22 protein-coding genes are annotated in these 17,419 nt (G+C 43.9%); 9 read left to right on the top strand and 13 right to left on the bottom strand.

Annotated elements, in window-relative coordinates:
* Positions 1–4: 4 nt before the first annotated feature.
* The 12 genes from mgtE to ACMXYN_RS13245 form a co-directional block, all read right to left on the bottom strand.
* Positions 5–1,354 carry a magnesium transporter gene (mgtE, locus tag ACMXYN_RS13300; protein ID WP_415892238.1) on the bottom strand — a complete coding sequence of 450 codons (1,350 nt, stop codon included), beginning with the start codon at positions 1,352–1,354 and terminating at the stop codon, positions 5–7.
* 113 nt (positions 1,355–1,467) lie between these two features.
* Entirely contained in the window at positions 1,468–1,737 is a 270-nt protein-coding gene (locus tag ACMXYN_RS13295) for an HPr family phosphocarrier protein (RefSeq protein WP_415892237.1), read from the bottom strand.
* A gap of 5 nt (positions 1,738–1,742) precedes the next feature.
* Positions 1,743–2,600: an RNase adapter RapZ gene (gene rapZ, locus ACMXYN_RS13290; RefSeq protein WP_415892236.1), complete on the bottom strand. Its 858-nt coding sequence runs from the start codon at positions 2,598–2,600 to the stop codon at positions 1,743–1,745.
* An 8-nt stretch (positions 2,601–2,608) separates the two neighbouring features.
* Positions 2,609–3,067, bottom strand: a complete 459-nt coding sequence (gene ptsN, locus ACMXYN_RS13285; RefSeq protein WP_415894490.1) for a PTS IIA-like nitrogen regulatory protein PtsN — start codon at positions 3,065–3,067, stop codon at positions 2,609–2,611.
* Positions 3,068–3,084: 17 nt separating this feature from the next.
* Positions 3,085–3,375 carry a ribosome hibernation-promoting factor, HPF/YfiA family gene (hpf, locus tag ACMXYN_RS13280; RefSeq protein ID WP_415882015.1) on the bottom strand — a complete coding sequence of 97 codons (291 nt, stop codon included), beginning with the start codon at positions 3,373–3,375 and terminating at the stop codon, positions 3,085–3,087.
* 58 nt (positions 3,376–3,433) lie between these two features.
* Positions 3,434–4,948 carry an RNA polymerase factor sigma-54 gene (locus tag ACMXYN_RS13275; protein WP_415892235.1) on the bottom strand — a complete coding sequence of 505 codons (1,515 nt, stop codon included), beginning with the start codon at positions 4,946–4,948 and terminating at the stop codon, positions 3,434–3,436.
* A 54-nt stretch (positions 4,949–5,002) separates the two neighbouring features.
* The gene (gene lptB, locus ACMXYN_RS13270) at positions 5,003–5,728 is read right to left on the bottom strand and encodes an LPS export ABC transporter ATP-binding protein (RefSeq protein WP_415892234.1); all 726 of its coding nucleotides are present in this window, start codon (positions 5,726–5,728) and stop codon (positions 5,003–5,005) included.
* An 11-nt stretch (positions 5,729–5,739) separates the two neighbouring features.
* The gene (gene lptA, locus ACMXYN_RS13265) at positions 5,740–6,252 is read right to left on the bottom strand and encodes a lipopolysaccharide transport periplasmic protein LptA (RefSeq protein WP_415892233.1); all 513 of its coding nucleotides are present in this window, start codon (positions 6,250–6,252) and stop codon (positions 5,740–5,742) included.
* The gene (gene lptC, locus ACMXYN_RS13260; RefSeq protein ID WP_415892232.1) at positions 6,242–6,814 is read right to left on the bottom strand and encodes an LPS export ABC transporter periplasmic protein LptC; all 573 of its coding nucleotides are present in this window, start codon (positions 6,812–6,814) and stop codon (positions 6,242–6,244) included. The genes lptA and lptC overlap by 11 nt, the downstream gene beginning before the upstream one ends.
* A 12-nt stretch (positions 6,815–6,826) precedes the next feature.
* Positions 6,827–7,345, bottom strand: coding sequence for a KdsC family phosphatase (locus tag ACMXYN_RS13255; RefSeq protein ID WP_415892231.1), 519 nt, complete (start codon positions 7,343–7,345; stop codon positions 6,827–6,829).
* On the bottom strand, positions 7,345–8,316 hold the full coding sequence (locus ACMXYN_RS13250) for a KpsF/GutQ family sugar-phosphate isomerase (RefSeq protein ID WP_415892230.1): 972 nt from the start codon (positions 8,314–8,316) through the stop codon (positions 7,345–7,347). Before ACMXYN_RS13250 ends, ACMXYN_RS13255 begins: the two co-directional genes overlap by 1 nt.
* 16 nt (positions 8,317–8,332) lie before the next feature.
* The gene (locus ACMXYN_RS13245) at positions 8,333–9,292 is read right to left on the bottom strand and encodes a calcium/sodium antiporter (protein WP_415892229.1); all 960 of its coding nucleotides are present in this window, start codon (positions 9,290–9,292) and stop codon (positions 8,333–8,335) included.
* 209 nt (positions 9,293–9,501) lie between these two features.
* Here ACMXYN_RS13245 and ACMXYN_RS13240 point away from each other — a divergent pair, with 209 nt between their 5' ends.
* From ACMXYN_RS13240 to hisD, 9 genes are all read left to right on the top strand, one after another.
* Positions 9,502–10,317 (top strand): ATP-binding cassette domain-containing protein, encoded by an 816-nt coding sequence (locus tag ACMXYN_RS13240; protein WP_415892228.1) that lies wholly within the window; start codon positions 9,502–9,504, stop codon positions 10,315–10,317.
* Entirely contained in the window at positions 10,314–11,093 is a 780-nt protein-coding gene (mlaE, locus tag ACMXYN_RS13235; RefSeq protein WP_415882006.1) for a lipid asymmetry maintenance ABC transporter permease subunit MlaE, read from the top strand. Before ACMXYN_RS13240 ends, mlaE begins: the two co-directional genes overlap by 4 nt.
* Position 11,094: 1 nt before the next feature.
* Positions 11,095–11,553, top strand: coding sequence for an outer membrane lipid asymmetry maintenance protein MlaD (mlaD, locus tag ACMXYN_RS13230; protein WP_415892227.1), 459 nt, complete (start codon positions 11,095–11,097; stop codon positions 11,551–11,553).
* 2 nt (positions 11,554–11,555) lie between these two features.
* Entirely contained in the window at positions 11,556–12,197 is a 642-nt protein-coding gene (locus tag ACMXYN_RS13225) for an MlaC/ttg2D family ABC transporter substrate-binding protein (protein WP_415892226.1), read from the top strand.
* On the top strand, positions 12,197–12,487 hold the full coding sequence (locus ACMXYN_RS13220; protein WP_415892225.1) for an STAS domain-containing protein: 291 nt from the start codon (positions 12,197–12,199) through the stop codon (positions 12,485–12,487). The genes ACMXYN_RS13225 and ACMXYN_RS13220 overlap by 1 nt, the downstream gene beginning before the upstream one ends.
* 113 nt (positions 12,488–12,600) lie before the next feature.
* Positions 12,601–12,843, top strand: coding sequence for a BolA family protein (locus tag ACMXYN_RS13215; protein ID WP_415882002.1), 243 nt, complete (start codon positions 12,601–12,603; stop codon positions 12,841–12,843).
* A gap of 21 nt (positions 12,844–12,864) precedes the next feature.
* Entirely contained in the window at positions 12,865–14,127 is a 1,263-nt protein-coding gene (murA, locus tag ACMXYN_RS13210) for a UDP-N-acetylglucosamine 1-carboxyvinyltransferase (protein ID WP_415882001.1), read from the top strand.
* An 18-nt stretch (positions 14,128–14,145) separates the two neighbouring features.
* Positions 14,146–14,793, top strand: a complete 648-nt coding sequence (hisG, locus tag ACMXYN_RS13205) for an ATP phosphoribosyltransferase (protein ID WP_415892224.1) — start codon at positions 14,146–14,148, stop codon at positions 14,791–14,793.
* Positions 14,794–14,795: 2 nt separating this feature from the next.
* The gene (hisD, locus tag ACMXYN_RS13200) at positions 14,796–16,103 is read left to right on the top strand and encodes a histidinol dehydrogenase (RefSeq protein WP_415892223.1); all 1,308 of its coding nucleotides are present in this window, start codon (positions 14,796–14,798) and stop codon (positions 16,101–16,103) included.
* A gap of 94 nt (positions 16,104–16,197) precedes the next feature.
* On the opposite strand, the gene ACMXYN_RS13195 is transcribed toward hisD, so the two are convergent.
* Positions 16,198–17,343 (bottom strand): S1C family serine protease, encoded by a 1,146-nt coding sequence (locus tag ACMXYN_RS13195; RefSeq protein ID WP_415892222.1) that lies wholly within the window; start codon positions 17,341–17,343, stop codon positions 16,198–16,200.
* Positions 17,344–17,419: the final 76 nt, after the last annotated feature.

The following is a 17,419-nucleotide window of genomic DNA, read 5'->3' as shown; positions in this document are numbered from 1 at the left end:
TTTCTCAGGCGTAGAAAACTGTGGCTAGACCTAAAAAGGCAAAGAACCCAACCACATCAGTAATAGTTGTTAAGAGTACACTGCCTGCTAGCGCAGGATCTATACCCAATGATTTTAGGCATATAGGCAGTAGGGTGCCTGCTATAGCGCCGGCTATGAGGTTAATCACTATGGCCAAGGCGATAACTATGCCTATATTTATATCTTGGAACCAGAGCGTGGCGACTACTGCAATAACCAGAGCCCATAAAATACCATTGAGGGCACCTACGATAATCTCTCTGTTTAATAGCCAGCCTGCGTTTGATCGCTCTACATGACCTAATGCTTGTCCACGTATCACAAGTGTTAGGGTCTGTGAGCCGGCTATACCACCCATTGAGGCTACAATCGGCATTAAAACCGCTAAAGCTACAACTTTTTCAATCGTATCTTCAAAAATACCGATTACGGCGGAGGCAATAAAAGCGGTAAGAAGATTGATGCCTAACCAAACCGCTCGGCGTCTGGTTGTTTTCAGTACTGGCGCAAAGGTATCTTCATCTTCATCCAGACCTGCCATGCTCATAAGAGAATGATCAGCATCCTCTCGGATGACATCGACAACGTCATCGATTGTGATACGGCCTAGAAGTTTACCATCATCGTCAACAACAGGTGCTGATACTAAGTCATGCTCTTCGAATAGAGAGGCTACTTGATCATCTGGCATGCCAGCATTGATCGGTTCTATATCCGTATTCATGATCTCACGGATCGTGATAGACGGATCTGACACCAGCAGTTTAGTTAGCGGTAGTAGCCCAATATAAGAATCTTTTCGACTTACAACGATCAAGCTATCCGTCATTTCAGGGATTTCATCGTGACGACGGATATAACGTAAAGTAGTTTCGACGCTGATATCAGGACGGATAGTGGTTGTATCCGTGTTCATTAGACCGCCAGCCGTATCCTCGGGATAGGATAGTAGCTGCTCAACTCTGCGGCGGTTTTGCTTATCCATAATCCGCAGGGTTTCTTTCATCACACGATTTGGAAGCTGCTGAAGCACGTCAACCATATCGTCTGAATCAAGTGATTCTGTAAGCGCTAAAACTTCTTCCGAATTCATACGGCTTAAGATATCAGCCTGAATTTCATCCCCAAGGTGCTGTAAAACTTCAGCTTCTAGTTCCTCAGAGATCAAGTTCCATAGAATTTGACGCTCTTTTGGCGGGGATTTTTCAATTAAGCGGGCTACTTCGGTTGGGCGGAGAGCGCGGTTTAGCGTAAATCGAATCTGGCGAAATTCACCGCAATCGAGTGCTTCATTGAGCTTGTCCAGATTAGACTTGGTTTCTGTCTGCGCCATAGGATGCCGTCGCTAATGATCGTCACGATGCTGTGAAAAATAGAAAATCTACTAACGCGTTGATTATAGCGGATTGTAAAGGCAGGGATAACCCAATGATATGTATAAAATTATTACTCGTCTTCGTCGAATCGATTATTGACTAGTTCTTCGATAGCCATGAGGGCGCTTTCTTCATCTGCTCCCTGAGTCTTTACGCATAGGGTGGTGCCTTGGCTAGCAGCTAGCATCATAACGGACATTATGCTTTTCCCATCTACTTCTCGGCCATCTTTCACTAAAGTGATATCAGCAGAGAAGCGAGAAGTAATACCGATGAGCTTAGCTGCAGCGCGAGCATGGAGACCTAGTTTATTGATGATTTCTAGTTCTTTTTCTTGCATCAGTGTTAACTCAATTCTCTATGGCGAACATGAATATTATCCATGTACTGTGAAAAATGGGAAGCCAGACGTTCGCTTATATAAACAGAGCGATGTTGCCCACCAGTACAGCCGATTCCAATTGTTATATAGCTACGATTATTTTCGGCAAAACGGGGTAGCCAGCGAGATAGGAAATCTGTGATGTCCTTGATCATCTCGTTTACTTCAATTGAGTTGTTTAGAAACTCTTGGACCGGTTGTTCCTGTCCCGTAAATCTTCTTAGTTCAGGTATCCAGTGAGGGTTTGGTAGCGCACGGACGTCGTAAACAAAATCAACATCTAGAGGAACGCCGTGCTTAAATCCGAAAGACTCAAATTGAACTGAAAGAGTCTGTTCTTTTCTTTTAGCAACACGAAGTTTAACGGTATCCCTTAAGTCGTAAAGAGATAGACGCGTTGTGTCTATTCGAATATCAGCAAGGCTGGCAATGGGTTCCAGTAGTTCAGACTCTGATTGAATCGACTGCTGTAGATTCTTATGCTCATCAGATAGTGGGTGCTTTCTTCGGGTGGAGCTGTATCTTTTTAAAAGTGTCGCTTCAGATGAGTCGAGATAAATAACTTCATATTCTGCCCAGCGTTCTTTACGAAGGTTGAGGAGAATTTGTGGGAATTTAGATAAATTGCTAATGAGGTTGCGAGCATCAATGCTGACCGCGATACGATCAGGATGGCTGGGCTCACTACTCATTTGCTGAACCAAATCAGGTAGCAATAATGCTGGAAGGTTATCTATGCAATAGAAACCAATGTCTTCTAGGGCTTGTAGAGCCGTACTCTTGCCGGAACCGGATCGACCACTGATCACTACAAGCTTCATCTCACATCCTATGAACTAAGTTGGCAAATCGCCTGATAAAGTGCTTCGTTACCTTCAACACTTCTCAAACGCTCTCGAGCGCTTTCCTGGCTAAATAGTTCAGCGATCGCCGCAAGTATTTGTAAGTGTTCAGAGGTTGCGTCTTCTGGTACCAAGAGAACAAACAAAAGATCTACAGGTTTGTTGTCTATGGCGTCGAAATCAATAGGCTGAGCCAATTTGATTAAGTAGCCTTTGGCATCATTACAATCAGCTAGCCGGCAATGGGGAATGGCTATGCCATCGCCTATGCCTGTGCTGCCTAATTTTTCGCGGCCATGTAGACCGTTGAAGATGCAAGATGCTTCTAAATCTGGGTTTTGCTCCGAAATAATTTCAGATGCTTTTTCCAGAATGCGTTTTTTGCTGCTGCCCTCAAGACCGCAAAGGGTGCTTGAGGGGGTTAATAGTTCATGGACCAACATAATACGTTGTAGCGAGAGGCCTATTTGTGATTTTTGAGTTTTTCTTTATGTTTGATTACTTGACGGTCTAGTTTATCAGTTAGGCCGTCAATAGCAGCATACATGTCATCGTGTTCGTGAGTTGCGAACAGTTGTGCACCAGATACGTGCATCTCTGCATCTGCTTTCTGGCGTTGTTTCTCGATGCTTAGTGTTACTTGAACATTGGTGATGTTATCGAAGTGACGCTCAATTTTCTGCATTTTTTCTAGGACGTAGTTTTGCATTGAATCAGTCAGTTCAACATGATGTCCAGTAATATTAATCTGCATAGGTCTCTCCTACTTGAGTGGAGGCGTTTTGCCGCCGTCCTTATTTATTATCTTTGTATTAAACCAGACGCTTTCTCTCATTAGAAGGTGGAATTCCCATTGCTTCACGATATTTTGCAATGGTACGTCTAGCTACTTTGAATCCTTGTTCATCGAGGAACTGCGCGATTTTGTTATCGCTCAAAGGTTTTGCTGTGTTCTCTGCAGCGACCATCTTTTTAATTAGGGCGCGAATCGCTGTTGAAGAAGCAGCGCCGCCGGTTGCTGTACTTACATGGCTGGAGAAAAAGTATTTAAGTTCAAAAATACCACGAGGTGTGTGCATGAACTTTTGTGTTGTTACACGGGAGATGGTGGATTCATGCATCTCTACTGCTTCAGCAATATCGTGTAAAACCATTGGTTTCATGCCTTCTTCACCATGATCTAGAAAACCAGACTGTCGTTTAACTATCTCATTTGACACTTTTAAGAGCGTTTCATTGCGGCTTTGTAGGCTTTTAATAAACCAGCGTGCTTCTTGAAGATGGTTTTTCAGATAGGTGTTATCTGAACTGTTATCAGCGCGTTTTACTAAGCCTGCATAACCGGAGTTTATCCTAAGTTTAGGCGAAACTTCTGGATTTAGGTTTACTGTCCAAACACCGCGTTGCTTAGTTACTATAACATCTGGAATGACATATTCTGCAGCGGTTTGGCTAATGCTAGCGCCAGGCTTAGGGTTTAGGCTCTGAATAAGCTGAATAACTTGTTGTAGTTGTGGTTCTTTCAGACGTGTCTTTCGCATTAATTGGCGATAGTCGTGGGTACCTAGAAGCTTGATGTACTGATTAACTACTTTAATTGCTTCAGCGCGCCACGGTGTATCAGATGGAAGTTGACGGAGCTGTATAGCTAAGCATTCGCTGAGGTCGCGACAAGCTATACCAGCCGGATCAAATTGTTGAATTCGATGAAGCACCGCTTCTATTTCGTCAAGTTCAACTTCTTCATTACCCTCGGAGTTTTGCTCCAAAAAGTGCTCGTGAATCTCTTCAAGAGGAACGGTTAAGTAACCGTCAGGGTTTATGCCATCAATAATGTTCGTAGCAATGAGTCGATCTAGATCGCTCATTGGCGTCAAATTTAGCTGCCAATGAAGGTGATCTTGTAATGTTTCTTCCGCCGTGTCATTTGATTCAAAAGAATCAATATCTTCTTTGCTTAACGTTGGTGTGGATGATTGGTAGGTGTCTTCCCAGTTACTGTCTGTCGATAGCTCTTCGGGAATGCTTTCATTCCAGTTGTCTTCAGCAGCAGGAGAGTCGTCGAAATCTTGTTCAACCGAAGTGTTGTTCTCTAGTTCATCGGCAGCAGCACTTTGATGAGTTTCTAGGTTGTTATCGTGCTCATTCGATGGCGCATCCGGAGTGTTATCATCTTCAGATACATCTAGCATCGGATTGCTTTCAAGTGCTTCCTGAATCTCTTGCTGAAGATCCAGTGTAGATAATTGCAGCAGGCGAATCGCTTGCTGCAATTGTGGTGTCATTGTGAGCTGTTGCCCAATTTTTAAATGAAGCGCTTGTTTCATAATACGGCGGCACTAACTCCAGAGGCTACAATCATCGAATCACTATTTATGGGTTTATAAGGTGAATTGATCACCGAGATACGCATTGCGCACTGCTTCGTTATTCATAATGTCATCAGGCTTGCCATTGGCAAGTATAGTGCCTTCACTGACAATATAGGCACTTTCGCAGATATCTAATGTTTCTCTAACATTATGGTCGGTAATCAAAATGCCGATGCCTTTGGACTGTAGGTGGCGAATCGTTTGCTTTATATCATTCACTGAAATAGGGTCTACACCAGCAAAAGGTTCATCTAGCAGTACAAATTCCGGTTCGGTGGCTAGGGCTCTGGCAATTTCAACTCTGCGTCGCTCACCACCTGAGAGGCTCATGCCAAGGCTATCGCGGATGTGAGTGATGTGGAATTCTTCCAGCAGCTCATTCATTTTGGTCTCGATTGCACGTTTGTCTAGATCTTTTCGTGTTTCAAGAATAGCGAGTAGGTTGTCTTTTACAGATAGTTTGCGAAAAATTGATGCTTCTTGAGGTAAATACCCTATACCTTCCCGCGCGCGACCATGCATAGGCAGGGCTGTGATATCTTGATCTTTGATTTTGACTTGGCCGCGGTCCGCTTGTACGAGACCTACAATCATGTAAAAGCAGGTGGTTTTTCCCGCTCCGTTGGGTCCTAGAAGCCCAACAATTTCACCGCTATTAATTTTTAGTGAAACGTCTTTAACTACTTCACGCCCTTTGTAGCGCTTAGCTAAATTTCGCGCTTCCAGTAAACTCATTAACTAAGGCCTTATTTCTTCTTAGAAGGTTGAATGACCATATTGACGCGGCCTTTTTCTTTGCTGTTTGCAGATGTTGAACCAAAAGCATTTACGATTGACTTATCTAGATCGTAAACAATTTTAGTTCCGGTAAAAGTATCCTTAGCTTGGATTACTTTGGCGCTTTGTGTAATGGTCAATTCCTTCTTGTTAACCTGATAAACCATGTGTTTACCCCAAGCATCAGTGAAGTCGCCATTCACTTCTTGCTGTTGGCGAAAATGGGCGGGAGCGCCTTTGGCTACGAGTTTATCTACATCTCCGTTTGCTCTGTACATATCTACAATAGAGGCTTCGATTAGTAGTGAGCCTTGTTTGATGATTACGTTGCCTCTGTATGTTGTGATACCCGTGGTGTCGTTGATGCTTGCAGAATCGGCTGTGATGTAGATTGGCTTGTCCTGATCATCAGGCAGGGCGAAAACAGTATTCGATGCAAACAGGCAAAGTGTTATAAGCGTTTGTAATAGCCTAATCAACATTGTGATGTGTTCCTTTTACCCTTGAATGTAAATTTAAAACGCGGGTGTTGAAATTAATATCCATTCCAGTGCCTTTCATTAGACTGTATTCAGTTTCTAAGTTCACCGGTAAATTTGTTTCTGCGATATCTTTTTTAGGATAAATAGTCAGCGCTTCGGTGGTTAGTTTTTTGCTTGAACGCACATCCGAATTATCAATAACTCTGACATTGCCTGCAAGATCTATTCGGCTGTTATCATCTTGGACTGTCCCTGTTTCTGATGAGATGTTGATAGCAGAGTTGTCGGAACGGTAATGATTACTTTTAGGTTCAATCAGAAAATTTTGTTTTTCTTTCGGATTATGCTCAAAACGGGGTGTTGTGAGGTCTTGTTTGAGTTTGCCGTTTAAATCCCATTCTTTAACCGCTGCTTGGTCAACAAAATAATCCATCTTTTCAGATAGGGGAGCCTTGGTAGTGCTGTGTTCTTGCGGTGAGCCTGAAAACCCCCAATACAGGAGTATTGGGATTAAAATGGCAGCAGCGATGATAATGCGTAATTTACTACTTAGATCAGGCATTTGCAGGGACTTTTATAGGTACTTTGCATGTAATTGTTCAAGTTTACCTTGAGCTTCAAGGATATGCTCGCAAAATTCTCGAGCAGCCCCTTCTCCGCCTCTGCGTGTACTGCACCAATCGGCATGTTGCTGAACAAATTCGTGACCGTTTGGGACGCTGGCGCCAAATGCACAGTAACGAATGGCAGATAGATCTGGCAAGTCGTCACCTATATAAGCAGTTGTGGATGCATCATGTGCAGTGTCAGACCAAAGCTCTTCTAAAGCGACAAGCTTATCTTCGCGGCCTTGAAATAGGTAATTGATACCCAGTGATTTGCTTCGACTTTCTACTTGTGGGGAACTACGCCCAGTAATGATTGCAGTTTCAATGCCTGCTTCCATCAATAGCTTTAGGCCTAGGCCATCTAGCGTATTGAACTGCTTGACCTCTTGACCATTGGGGAGAAAAAGAAGCTGACCGCTGGTTAAAATGCCGTCTACATCAAAAACAGCAAGTGTAATGTTTTCTAGAGAAGTTGTTCCAGCCATTAAATAACACCTGCTTTAAGTAGATCATGCATATTTAGTGCGCCAATTGGCCTATTTAGTTCATCAGTGACGATAAGAGCGTTAATCTTTTTAGCTTCCATTATATGCAAGCATTCAGCTGCTAATGTTTCGCTACTGACAGTAGTGCCTTGGCGAGTCATTACGTCATCGATAGTCGTATTCTTTAAATCTACATTCTGATCTAAGGCTCGGCGTAAATCGCCATCCGTGAATATACCAAGTAATTTACCGTATTTATCCACAATCGTAGTCATGCCAAGGCGTTTGCGAGTGACTTCGATGAGCGCTTCTTGCAAAAGGGTCCCCGATTCGACTTCTGGCACGTCCTGATCAGCGTGCATAATATCGCTTACTTTCAGTAGTAATTTTCGGCCTAAGCTTCCACCAGGGTGAGAAAAGGCAAAATCTTCTGCGCTAAATCCGCGTGCTTCTAATAGCGCTATAGCTAGTGCATCCCCGAGCACTAATTGAGTTGTGGTGCTTGATGTTGGTGCTAGGCCGAGAGGGCACGCTTCTTTTTCAACCCCTATGTGGAGGTTCGCATCAGAAGCTGTGGATAGGGTTGAATCAGCGTTAGCCGTAATACTAATAAGTGGAGCTTTCATTCTTTTTAGTAGAGGAATGATGGTAACGACTTCGGCAGTTTCTCCTGAATTAGAGAGGGCGATAACAACATCGTTTGATGTGATCATTCCTAGATCCCCATGGCTTGCTTCACCAGGGTGAACAAAAAAGGATGGTGAGCCTGTGCTCGCTAGAGTCGCGGCGATTTTTTTGCCGATATGACCTGACTTTCCCATACCTGTAACAATGATTCTGCCGGTACATTGAAACATCAGTTCGCAAGCGCGAATAAAATTCTCATCCAGATGGCTAACTAAATCTGAAACTGCTTCAGCTTCGAGTTGAATCGTACGTCTTGCAGAACCGAGAAAATCAGGTTGTGACATCAGAAACCTATTATGTCTATTGAGATACGGTCATAGTGTATAGCAGGATCAGATAGCCTGCATAGGCAGCGGTTAGAAGGCTGCCTTCAAATCGACTGATTGAAGGGGGCTTTTGCCATAAGGCGAAAGCCATTAGTGCAAAAGTCAGGCCTAGCATGGCAACATAGTCTCGTTGCAAAACAATAGCATCCATACCTATTGGTGCAATAAGGCCTGGTACAGCCATTACTGCGACAAGGTTGAAGATATTAGAGCCAACTACATTTCCGATAGCGATGTCGTGATGATTCTTTAATGCGCTTGCTACGGATGCTGCTAATTCAGGCAGGCTAGTGCCTATAGCAACAATAGTTAGGCCTACGACGAGTTTGCTAACTCCCATTGCAAATGCGATTTCACTTGCACCCCAAACAAGCAATCTTGAACTGGCAGCTAGAACGGCGAGTCCAGTGATCAACCAAAAAATCGCTTTTTTGGTTTCTAGTTCGGGTAATTCTTCTTGATCATTCGCTAATTCATCTTGAGGCGAATTTTTTTGAAAACGATTAAATAGGTATAGGCAAACCGCTAAGGCAATTAGCAGAATTATGCCGTCCATGCGGCTTAGGTGTAGGTCAAAAAGAATCACGCCGGCAAGAAGGGTTACGCCTAATAAAAGCGGTAACTCTTTTCGTAAAACACCAGATTTTACGGGTAAAGGTGCTATGAGTGCGGTGATACCAAGTACCAGTGCGATGTTGGCGATGTTGGAACCAAGTGCGTTACCAATTGCAAGATCTCCAGATCCTGATGTGGAGGCCATGATCGATACAAGGATTTCGGGAGCTGAAGTACCAAACGAAACAATTGTCAGGCCGATAAGCATCGGTGACATACCAAAATTTTTAGCTGTCGCTGCAGCCCCTTCTACAAATTTATCTGCACTCCAGACCAATAAAATTAAGCCAGCCAATAGCGCCAAAATTGGGTAAAGCATAAAGAAAATATGTTCCAGTAATAGATGAAGGACGCTATTAAAACAGAATGCAGTGGTTGTTTAAATCGGCACGAAGGAACTATAGGTAAATATTCCCGTTTTTATATCGAAATGGTATAGTTGCGACCCCACAAAGTTAGGGTTATTGAATAAAGCCTGAACAGTGGAATGGACGTAAGCTGTTTTGCACGTTTTATAAATGGAATCTTATGAGTCAGTTTGATGATGTAGTCATCGATATTCAGCAGTTGAGTTTCGCTCGTGGAGAAAGACCGATATATAGTAATGTCGATCTTAAGATACCCCGAGGTAAAATTACTGCGATTATGGGCCCTTCAGGTACAGGTAAAACTACACTGCTAAAATTGATTGGTGGTCAGTTAAAACCTGATGCAGGCTCTATCTCGATTGATGGTCAAAATATCCCAGAATTAAGCCGTAGCGAACTATTTTCGGTTCGTGAGCGCATGGGTATGCTTTTTCAGAGCGGCGCTCTTTTCACCGATATGAGCGTATTTGAAAATGTGGCTTTCCCTCTTCGTGTCCACACGAATCTATCTGAAGATATGATTCGCGATATCGTGTTGATGAAGCTTCATGCGGTAGGTTTACGTGGCGCAAATGATTTAATGCCAAGTGAACTGTCGGGTGGTATGGCTCGCCGTGTTGCGTTGGCTCGTGCCATCGCCTTGGACCCTGATATTTTAATGTATGATGAACCATTCACTGGTCAAGACCCTATTGCAATGGGCGTGCTAGTCAATCTCATCAGGCATCTAAATAACTCTTTAGGCCATACCAGCATCATTGTTTCACATGACATTCAGGAAACTTTAGGTATAGCTGATTACGTATTTATTCTTGCTGATGCCAAAGTGGTTGCTCAGGGGACGCCAGAAGAGTTGCTAGAAGTAGAATCACCGCAGGTGAAACAGTTTATGCACGGCTTGCCAGATGGTCCTGTACCGTTTCATTTTCCTGCAGGTGATTATGCTGATGATTTGCTACAGGGTGGTTTGAAATGAACAAGTTAGCCTCCTTAGGGCATGTGACATTAAGTAAGCTTGCAGCGTTCGGACGAGCAACAATGATTCTATTTCAATCATTGATCGCCAAGCCGCAGCCGCTAATGATGTTTCCTTTATTGGTAAAACAGATCTATTTTGTTGGCGTGTTGTCGATGATAATTATCGTAGTGTCGGGTCTGTTTATCGGTATGGTATTAGGTCTGCAAGGCTACACCATTCTTGTCGATTACGGATCTGAACAAGCCGTGGGGCAAATGGTTGCGTTGAGTTTGGTTAGAGAATTGGCCCCAGTTGTGACTGCCTTACTCTTTGCCGGGCGAGCTGGCTCTGCTTTAACGGCGGAAATTGGCTTGATGAAAGCGACAGAGCAGCTTTCTAGCTTAGAAATGATTGGTGTTGACCCATTGCGTCGCATTATTGCGCCACGTTTTTGGGCTGGCTTTATCTGCTTACCTATTTTGGCGGCTATATTCGCAATCGTAGGGATCTACGGTGGAGCTTTGGTGAGTATTGATTGGCTGGGTATCTACGATGGCTCTTTTTGGGCCAATATGCAGAACTCAGTAGACTTTTATGAAGATGTTGTTAACGGCTTAATTAAAGCGGTTGCCTTCGGCTTCGTTGTAACTTGGATTGCTGTATTCCAAGGCTATGACTGTATACCAACCTCGGAGGGTATTAGTCAGGCTACAACGAAAACAGTGGTTTATTCATCCCTAGCGGTGTTAGGCCTAGATTTTATTCTTACAGCAGTAATGTTTGGAGAACTTTGATATGCGTATGCGGGTCTTGGAGATCAGCGTAGGTGCCTTTGTTTTGGCAGGTATTTTAGCGTTGGTAGGATTGGCGTTGAACGTAAGCGGTTTAAGTATGTCTACAAGTGACAATACTTATACTGTTTATGCCCGCTTTGAAAATATTGGTGGCCTGACACCTCGAGCAAAAGTAACAATGTCTGGTGTCACTATTGGTAAAGTTACAAGCATTGAGCTGGACACGGAACAGTTGGTCGCTAAAGTTTCTATGGAAATTAATGGCGATGTAGATTTTCTTTCCATCGATAGTTCTGCAGCGATTCTAACTGCAGGTTTGCTGGGTGAGCAGTATATCGGTGTTACAGTTGGAGCCGAAGAGGAATACCTTGGTGATGGTGGATTTATCGAAGATACTCAATCAGCGCTAGTGCTGGAGGAACTAATCGGTAAATTCCTCTTCAATGAAGCGAGTGAGTAATTATGTTACAGCAGGTATTTAAACGATTAGGCCACTTGGTTGCGATCGTTGCTTTCGTGTTTTCTTTCAATGCTTATGCATCTTGGGAAGAGGCGGGTAAAGTAATTGAAGGTGCTACGTCGGATGTTCTGCAGCTATTAGAAAATGAAGAACTTCTACAGGATGAGCAGAAAGAACAACTAGTTTCAGAAATTGACACTATTCTTTCTCCTGTAGTGGATTTCGATTACATCGCAAAAGGTGTAATGGGTAAATACTATCGCCGAGCGTCAGAAGAGCAACGTATGCAGTTTAGTGATGTTTTCAAAACAACTTTGTTGAAAACCTATGCTAAAGCGCTCGTCGGATTTAAAATTGAACGTTACGAGATGGTGCCACCTCGTAAGAAAAGCCCTGACGAGAAAAAGCAGATTGTTACTGTAAACGTTTTTGCAGCAGATGGTACGAAGTTCGCTCTAATCTACTATATGAAAAAGAGTGCGGATGAGTGGAAATTGGTTAACGCTGTATTGGATGGTAGCGTTAATATTAAGCTGAGCTTTAAAAACCAGTTTGCAGATCTGATGCAGCGTAATCGAAATAACGTTGATAAAGTTATTACGAGCTGGAAAGAGAAGGTAGACCCTGACAAGGAAAGTGCTTAATGACAAAGGCTAGCATTAAGTCAGCACAGCTAATTGCGATTGAAGGGGAGCTTAAATTCCCAGCGATCATGCAACTTCGTAAGCAGGTCGAATCGTTATTGTCTGGACTGAATGGTAAGGCACAAGTAGATTTTGCCGAGGTTACTTCAGTAGATAGTTCTGCGTTGTCTTTTTGGTTGTGTTGTTTACGTTTTGCAAAACGCAATAAATTGGAGCTTGAGCCGATCAACTTACCTGTAGAAATGCAGGGTATTGCAAAATTGGTTGGGCTAGAAGATCTAACAAATTGATTAGTATTCAGTGATATTGGATTTAAGGCGATGCTTAGCATCGCCTTTTTTGTCATGATCCGGTATTATTTCCGCCTTATTTTTATCTAGAAGTATTCTATCGGGAGCTTTGCATGCAGGCTGAACAGGTTAAGCAGATTCTGGAATCTCAACTTGAGAACTGTGTAGTTACAACCGCAGGTGAAGGGTGTGATTTTCAGGTAACCGTTGTAGGTGAACTGTTTGAAGGGCTGCGTCCGGTGAAATGTCAGCAGCTTGTCTATGCTTGCTTGAATGAGCATATCGCAAATGGAACGATTCACGCTCTAACGATTAAGACATATACCCCTGCGCAGTGGGAAGCTTCCCAGAACTAAACGCCTTTTACTGGATTGACCATGGATAAACTTATTATTACAGGTGGCGAGCAGCTCACAGGTGAAGTTCGCATCTCCGGTGCTAAAAACTCGGCGTTACCTATTCTTGCTTCAGCTTTGCTAGCGTCTGAGCCAGTTACAATTTGTAACCTGCCTCACTTACATGACATTACGACGATGCTTGAACTATTGCGTCGTATGGGTGTTGAGTTAGTTATTGATGAAAAATTAAATGTAGAAATTGATGCCAGCACAATCGATAAACTAGTTGCACCTTATGAACTAGTAAAAACGATGCGTGCATCAATCTTGGTACTGGGCCCTATGGTGGCGCACTTTGGCGAAGCTGAAGTATCTCTTCCTGGTGGTTGTGCGATTGGCTCACGCCCAGTCGATCTTCATATTCAGGGTCTTCGCGCAATGGGCGCAGACGTTGTTGTTGAAGGTGGTTATATCCGTGCTAAAACCAATGGTCGCTTAAAAGGTGCCCGAGTATTCTTTGATACTGTAACGGTTACAGGTACAGAGAATATTCTGATGGCGGCAACGCTGGCCGAAGGACAAAGTATTCTTGAGAATGCTGCTCGTGAACCTGAAGTGGTAGACCTAGCAGAGTGTTTGATCGCGATGGGTGCGGACATTACTGGTCACGGAACAGATACCATTGTTGTGAATGGTGTTGAAAAACTACACGGTTGTAAATTCCCTGTGGTTGCCGACCGTATTGAAACGGGTACGTACCTAGCAGCTGTAGCGGCAACGCGCGGTAAGGTAAAGATCAAAAATACATCGCCAGCCATTCTTGATGCTGTTCTGCAGAAGCTTGAAGAAGCGGGAGCGCACATTACTACGGGTGACGATTGGATCGAGCTGGATATGAAAGGCCAGCGTCCCAAAGCAGTTAATGTAACTACAGCGCCTTATCCAGCTTTCCCAACAGATATGCAAGCGCAATTCTCTGCGATGAATGCGGTATCTGAGGGTGTCAGCATTCTAAAAGAAACAATATTTGAAAACCGTTTCATGCACATGCAAGAGATGATTCGCATGGGCGCTAAAATCAATATTGATGGCAATACAGCAGTTGTAGAAGGGGTTGAACGTCTACAGGCAGCACCTGTTATGGCAACAGATCTTCGTGCGTCTGCAAGTTTGGTTATTGCTGCATTGGTTGCAGACGGTGACACCGTAATTGATCGTATCTATCACATTGATCGTGGTTACGAGTGTATTGAAGAAAAATTACAGTTATTAGGCGCACGTATTAAGCGTGTTCCAGGTTAAACAGGTATATAGAACGCTATGAAGCAGCAACTAACGATTGCACTGTCCAAGGGACGTATCCTCAAAGAAACTCTGCCTCTATTGGCGGAAGCTGACATCGTGCCGGCAGAGGATATTCATAGCAGCCGTAAACTGATTTTTGATACAAACCATGACAACATAAAATTGGTTGTTATTCGTGCAACTGACGTACCGACTTATGTTGAGTACGGTGGCGCGGATATGGGTATCGCAGGTAAAGATGTTCTACTTGAGCATGGCTCTGCGGGTTTGTACGAGCCTTTAGACCTGAAAATCTCTAAGTGCAAACTTATGGTTGCAGGTATGAAAGGGGCTAAGCCAGTTGAAGGCCGAATGAAGGTTGCCAGTAAATTTGTCAATGTCACTCGCGATTACTTTGCTAAACAGGGTTGTCAGGTCGATATCATCAAACTTTACGGTGCAATGGAATTAGCACCGTTGATGGGTTTAGCTGACCGTATCGTTGATATTGTAGATACAGGTAATACCTTGCGAGCTAACGGTCTAGAGCCGATGGAAGAAATTGCGGATATCAGTTCACGTTTGGTTGTTGGTCAGCCTTCAATGAAAATGAAGCACCGCCAGATTCAACCGATCTTAGATAAATTAGCTGATGCAATTGCCCGCCGTGATGGAGAAGCATAATCATGACTGATTTGAATATTAAACGTTTGGATTCTACTCAGGCTGATTTCCGTCAGCAGATGGATAAACTGCTTGCGTGGGAAGCGGTATCTGATGAAAAAGTGAATCAGATCGTTAATGAGATCCTTCAGCGCGTTGAGCAAGAAGGCGATCAAGCAGTTGTTGAGTACACCAACCGTTTTGATAATACGTCTGTGTCAGAGATGTCTGAGCTTGAGATGAGCAAAGAGCGTCTACAAGCAGCTTTGGATAATCTTCCTGAGGATCAGCGTAAAGCGTTGGAAATTGCTGCCGAGCGTGTTCGTAGCTATCACGAGCGTCAACTGGTTGATTCATGGCAGTACACTGAAGCCGATGGCACTATGCTAGGTCAGAAAGTAACGCCGATGGATCGTGTCGGACTATATGTGCCTGGCGGTAAGGCTGCATATCCGTCTTCAGTACTGATGAACGCAATGCCAGCCAAAGTTGCGGGTGTTGAAGAGATCATCATGGTTGTGCCGACACCAGGTGGTGAGGTTAACGAGCTGGTGCTTGCTGCTGCATGCTTATCAGGCGTTGATCGCGTTTTTTGTATTGGTGGTGCACAAGCGGTTGCAGCCTTAGCTTATGGTACAGCGACTGTACCTAAAGTAGATAAGATTGTAGGTCCAGGTAACATCTTTGTGGCAACAGCGAAGCGTGCAGTATTTGGCGCTGTTGGTATTGATATGATTGCTGGCCCTTCAGAAATTCTTGTGGTTTGCGACGGCCAAACTGACCCTGATTGGGTTGCGATGGATCTATTCTCTCAAGCAGAACACGATGAAGATGCGCAGCCAATTCTCGTTACACCTGATGCAGACTTTATTGATGCGGTAGAAGCCAGCATCAATAAATTGTTGCCAACCATGGAGCGCAAAGAGATTATCGAAACCTCTCTACGTCTACGTGCAGCACTGATTAAGGTTGAAGATATGGATGAAGCGATTGAAGTTTCAAACCGTATCGCTCCAGAGCACTTGGAATTGTCAGTAGAAGACCCTGAAGTGCTATTGCCAAAGATTCGCCATGCAGGCGCAATCTTTATGGGGCGTTATACAGCTGAAGCGCTAGGTGATTACTGTGCAGGTCCTAACCACGTTTTACCCACGTCTGGCACTGCAAGGTTCTCATCTCCACTAGGTGTGTATGACTTCCAAAAACGTTCTTCTTTGATCATGTTCTCTGAAGATGGCGCTTCTGAAATGGGTAAAGTTGCATCAGTACTTGCGCGCGGTGAAAGCCTCACAGCGCATGCTCGTTCAGCGGAATACCGTATTAAGTCTTAATTGAAAAATTTAGACGACTTTTAGATGAAGGGCTGCCAGAAATGGCGGCCCTTTGTATTTGTAGGGGAAAAGTTATTTATTTAGTAATCAAAAATTAGTTGCGGCTTTTAGGGCGCTCACCAATTTCAGCATCAAATGAAAGCTCTTTGCCTTCCCGAAGAACTTTAACGGTGACTACCTGACCTGGGCGCAGACGGGCTATTTGAGTCATCGATTTGCGGCCATCCAAAATAGGATTGTCATTGATGGTCAGCATTACGTCACCTGGTTGCAGACCTGCTATATGGGCTGGACCATTACGGAACACGCCTGCAATGATAAGTCCTTGAAGCTTTTTAAGGCCAAATGACTCTGCAAGACTAGGTGTTAGTTCTTGTATCTCTATACCCAGCCAACCGCGAACAACGCGACCGTGCTGTATTAAGTCCTGCATGACCTGTTTGGTGAGGTCTGATGGAATTGCAAAGCCGATACCTTGAGAACCGCCTGATTTAGAGAAAATTGCGGTATTAATACCAATCAGATTGCCAAAGGCATCAATCAAAGCACCGCCAGAGTTACCCGGATTGATGGCCGCATCTGTTTGTATAAAGTCTTCATAGGTATTCAGGCCGACACTGTTTCGGCCCGTAGCGCTGATGATACCCATCGTTACGGTTTGCCCAACACCAAATGGGTTGCCGATGGCTAGGACTACATCCCCAACACGATAATTTTCAGTTTGGCCGAGTGTAATACTTGGTAAGTTATCCAATGTAACCTTTAAAACGGCTAAGTCGGTCTCTGGGTCCGTACCAATGACTTCTGCGGCAGCTTCTCTCCCATCTTTCAAAGCTACGATAATACTATCGGCACCTGAAATTACGTGGTTGTTGGTAACTATATAGCCTTGAGAGCTTAGAATTACACCAGAGCCTAGGCTGGATTGAACCCGCTCTCGTTGTGGAATGCTGTCGGAATCAAAAAAGTTGCGGAAAAAAGGATCATTGAAGAGAGGGTGTACATTCTGCCTAACAACAGTTTGGGTGTAGATGTTAACAACAGCAGGGGCAGCAACTTCTACTGCATCTGCGTAAGATACAGGACCAATATTTCCTTGTAGAACAGTGCTGTTGCCGGTTTCACGGAACTCAATGGTAGAGTGTGAACTATCTAAAAGATCTGGAAAGACTTGCAATAAAATAATAGCGACAAGCACGCCTGAGAGAATAGGCCAGAAAAGAAAGTTAAATTTACGCATGAGTGTATAGTCGAAACGCCATAAACAAGCTTAGAATTATACGATGAATATTCCCTTTGTGAATGGATAACAGAAG

Origin of the sequence: Neptuniibacter sp. PT8_73 (genome assembly GCF_047778045.1) — a bacterium.
Classification (GTDB): Bacteria; Pseudomonadota; Gammaproteobacteria; order Pseudomonadales; family Balneatricaceae; genus Neptuniibacter.
The sequence above is the reverse complement of the archived record's forward strand: the minus strand, read 5'-3'. Positions and strand labels throughout refer to the sequence as shown.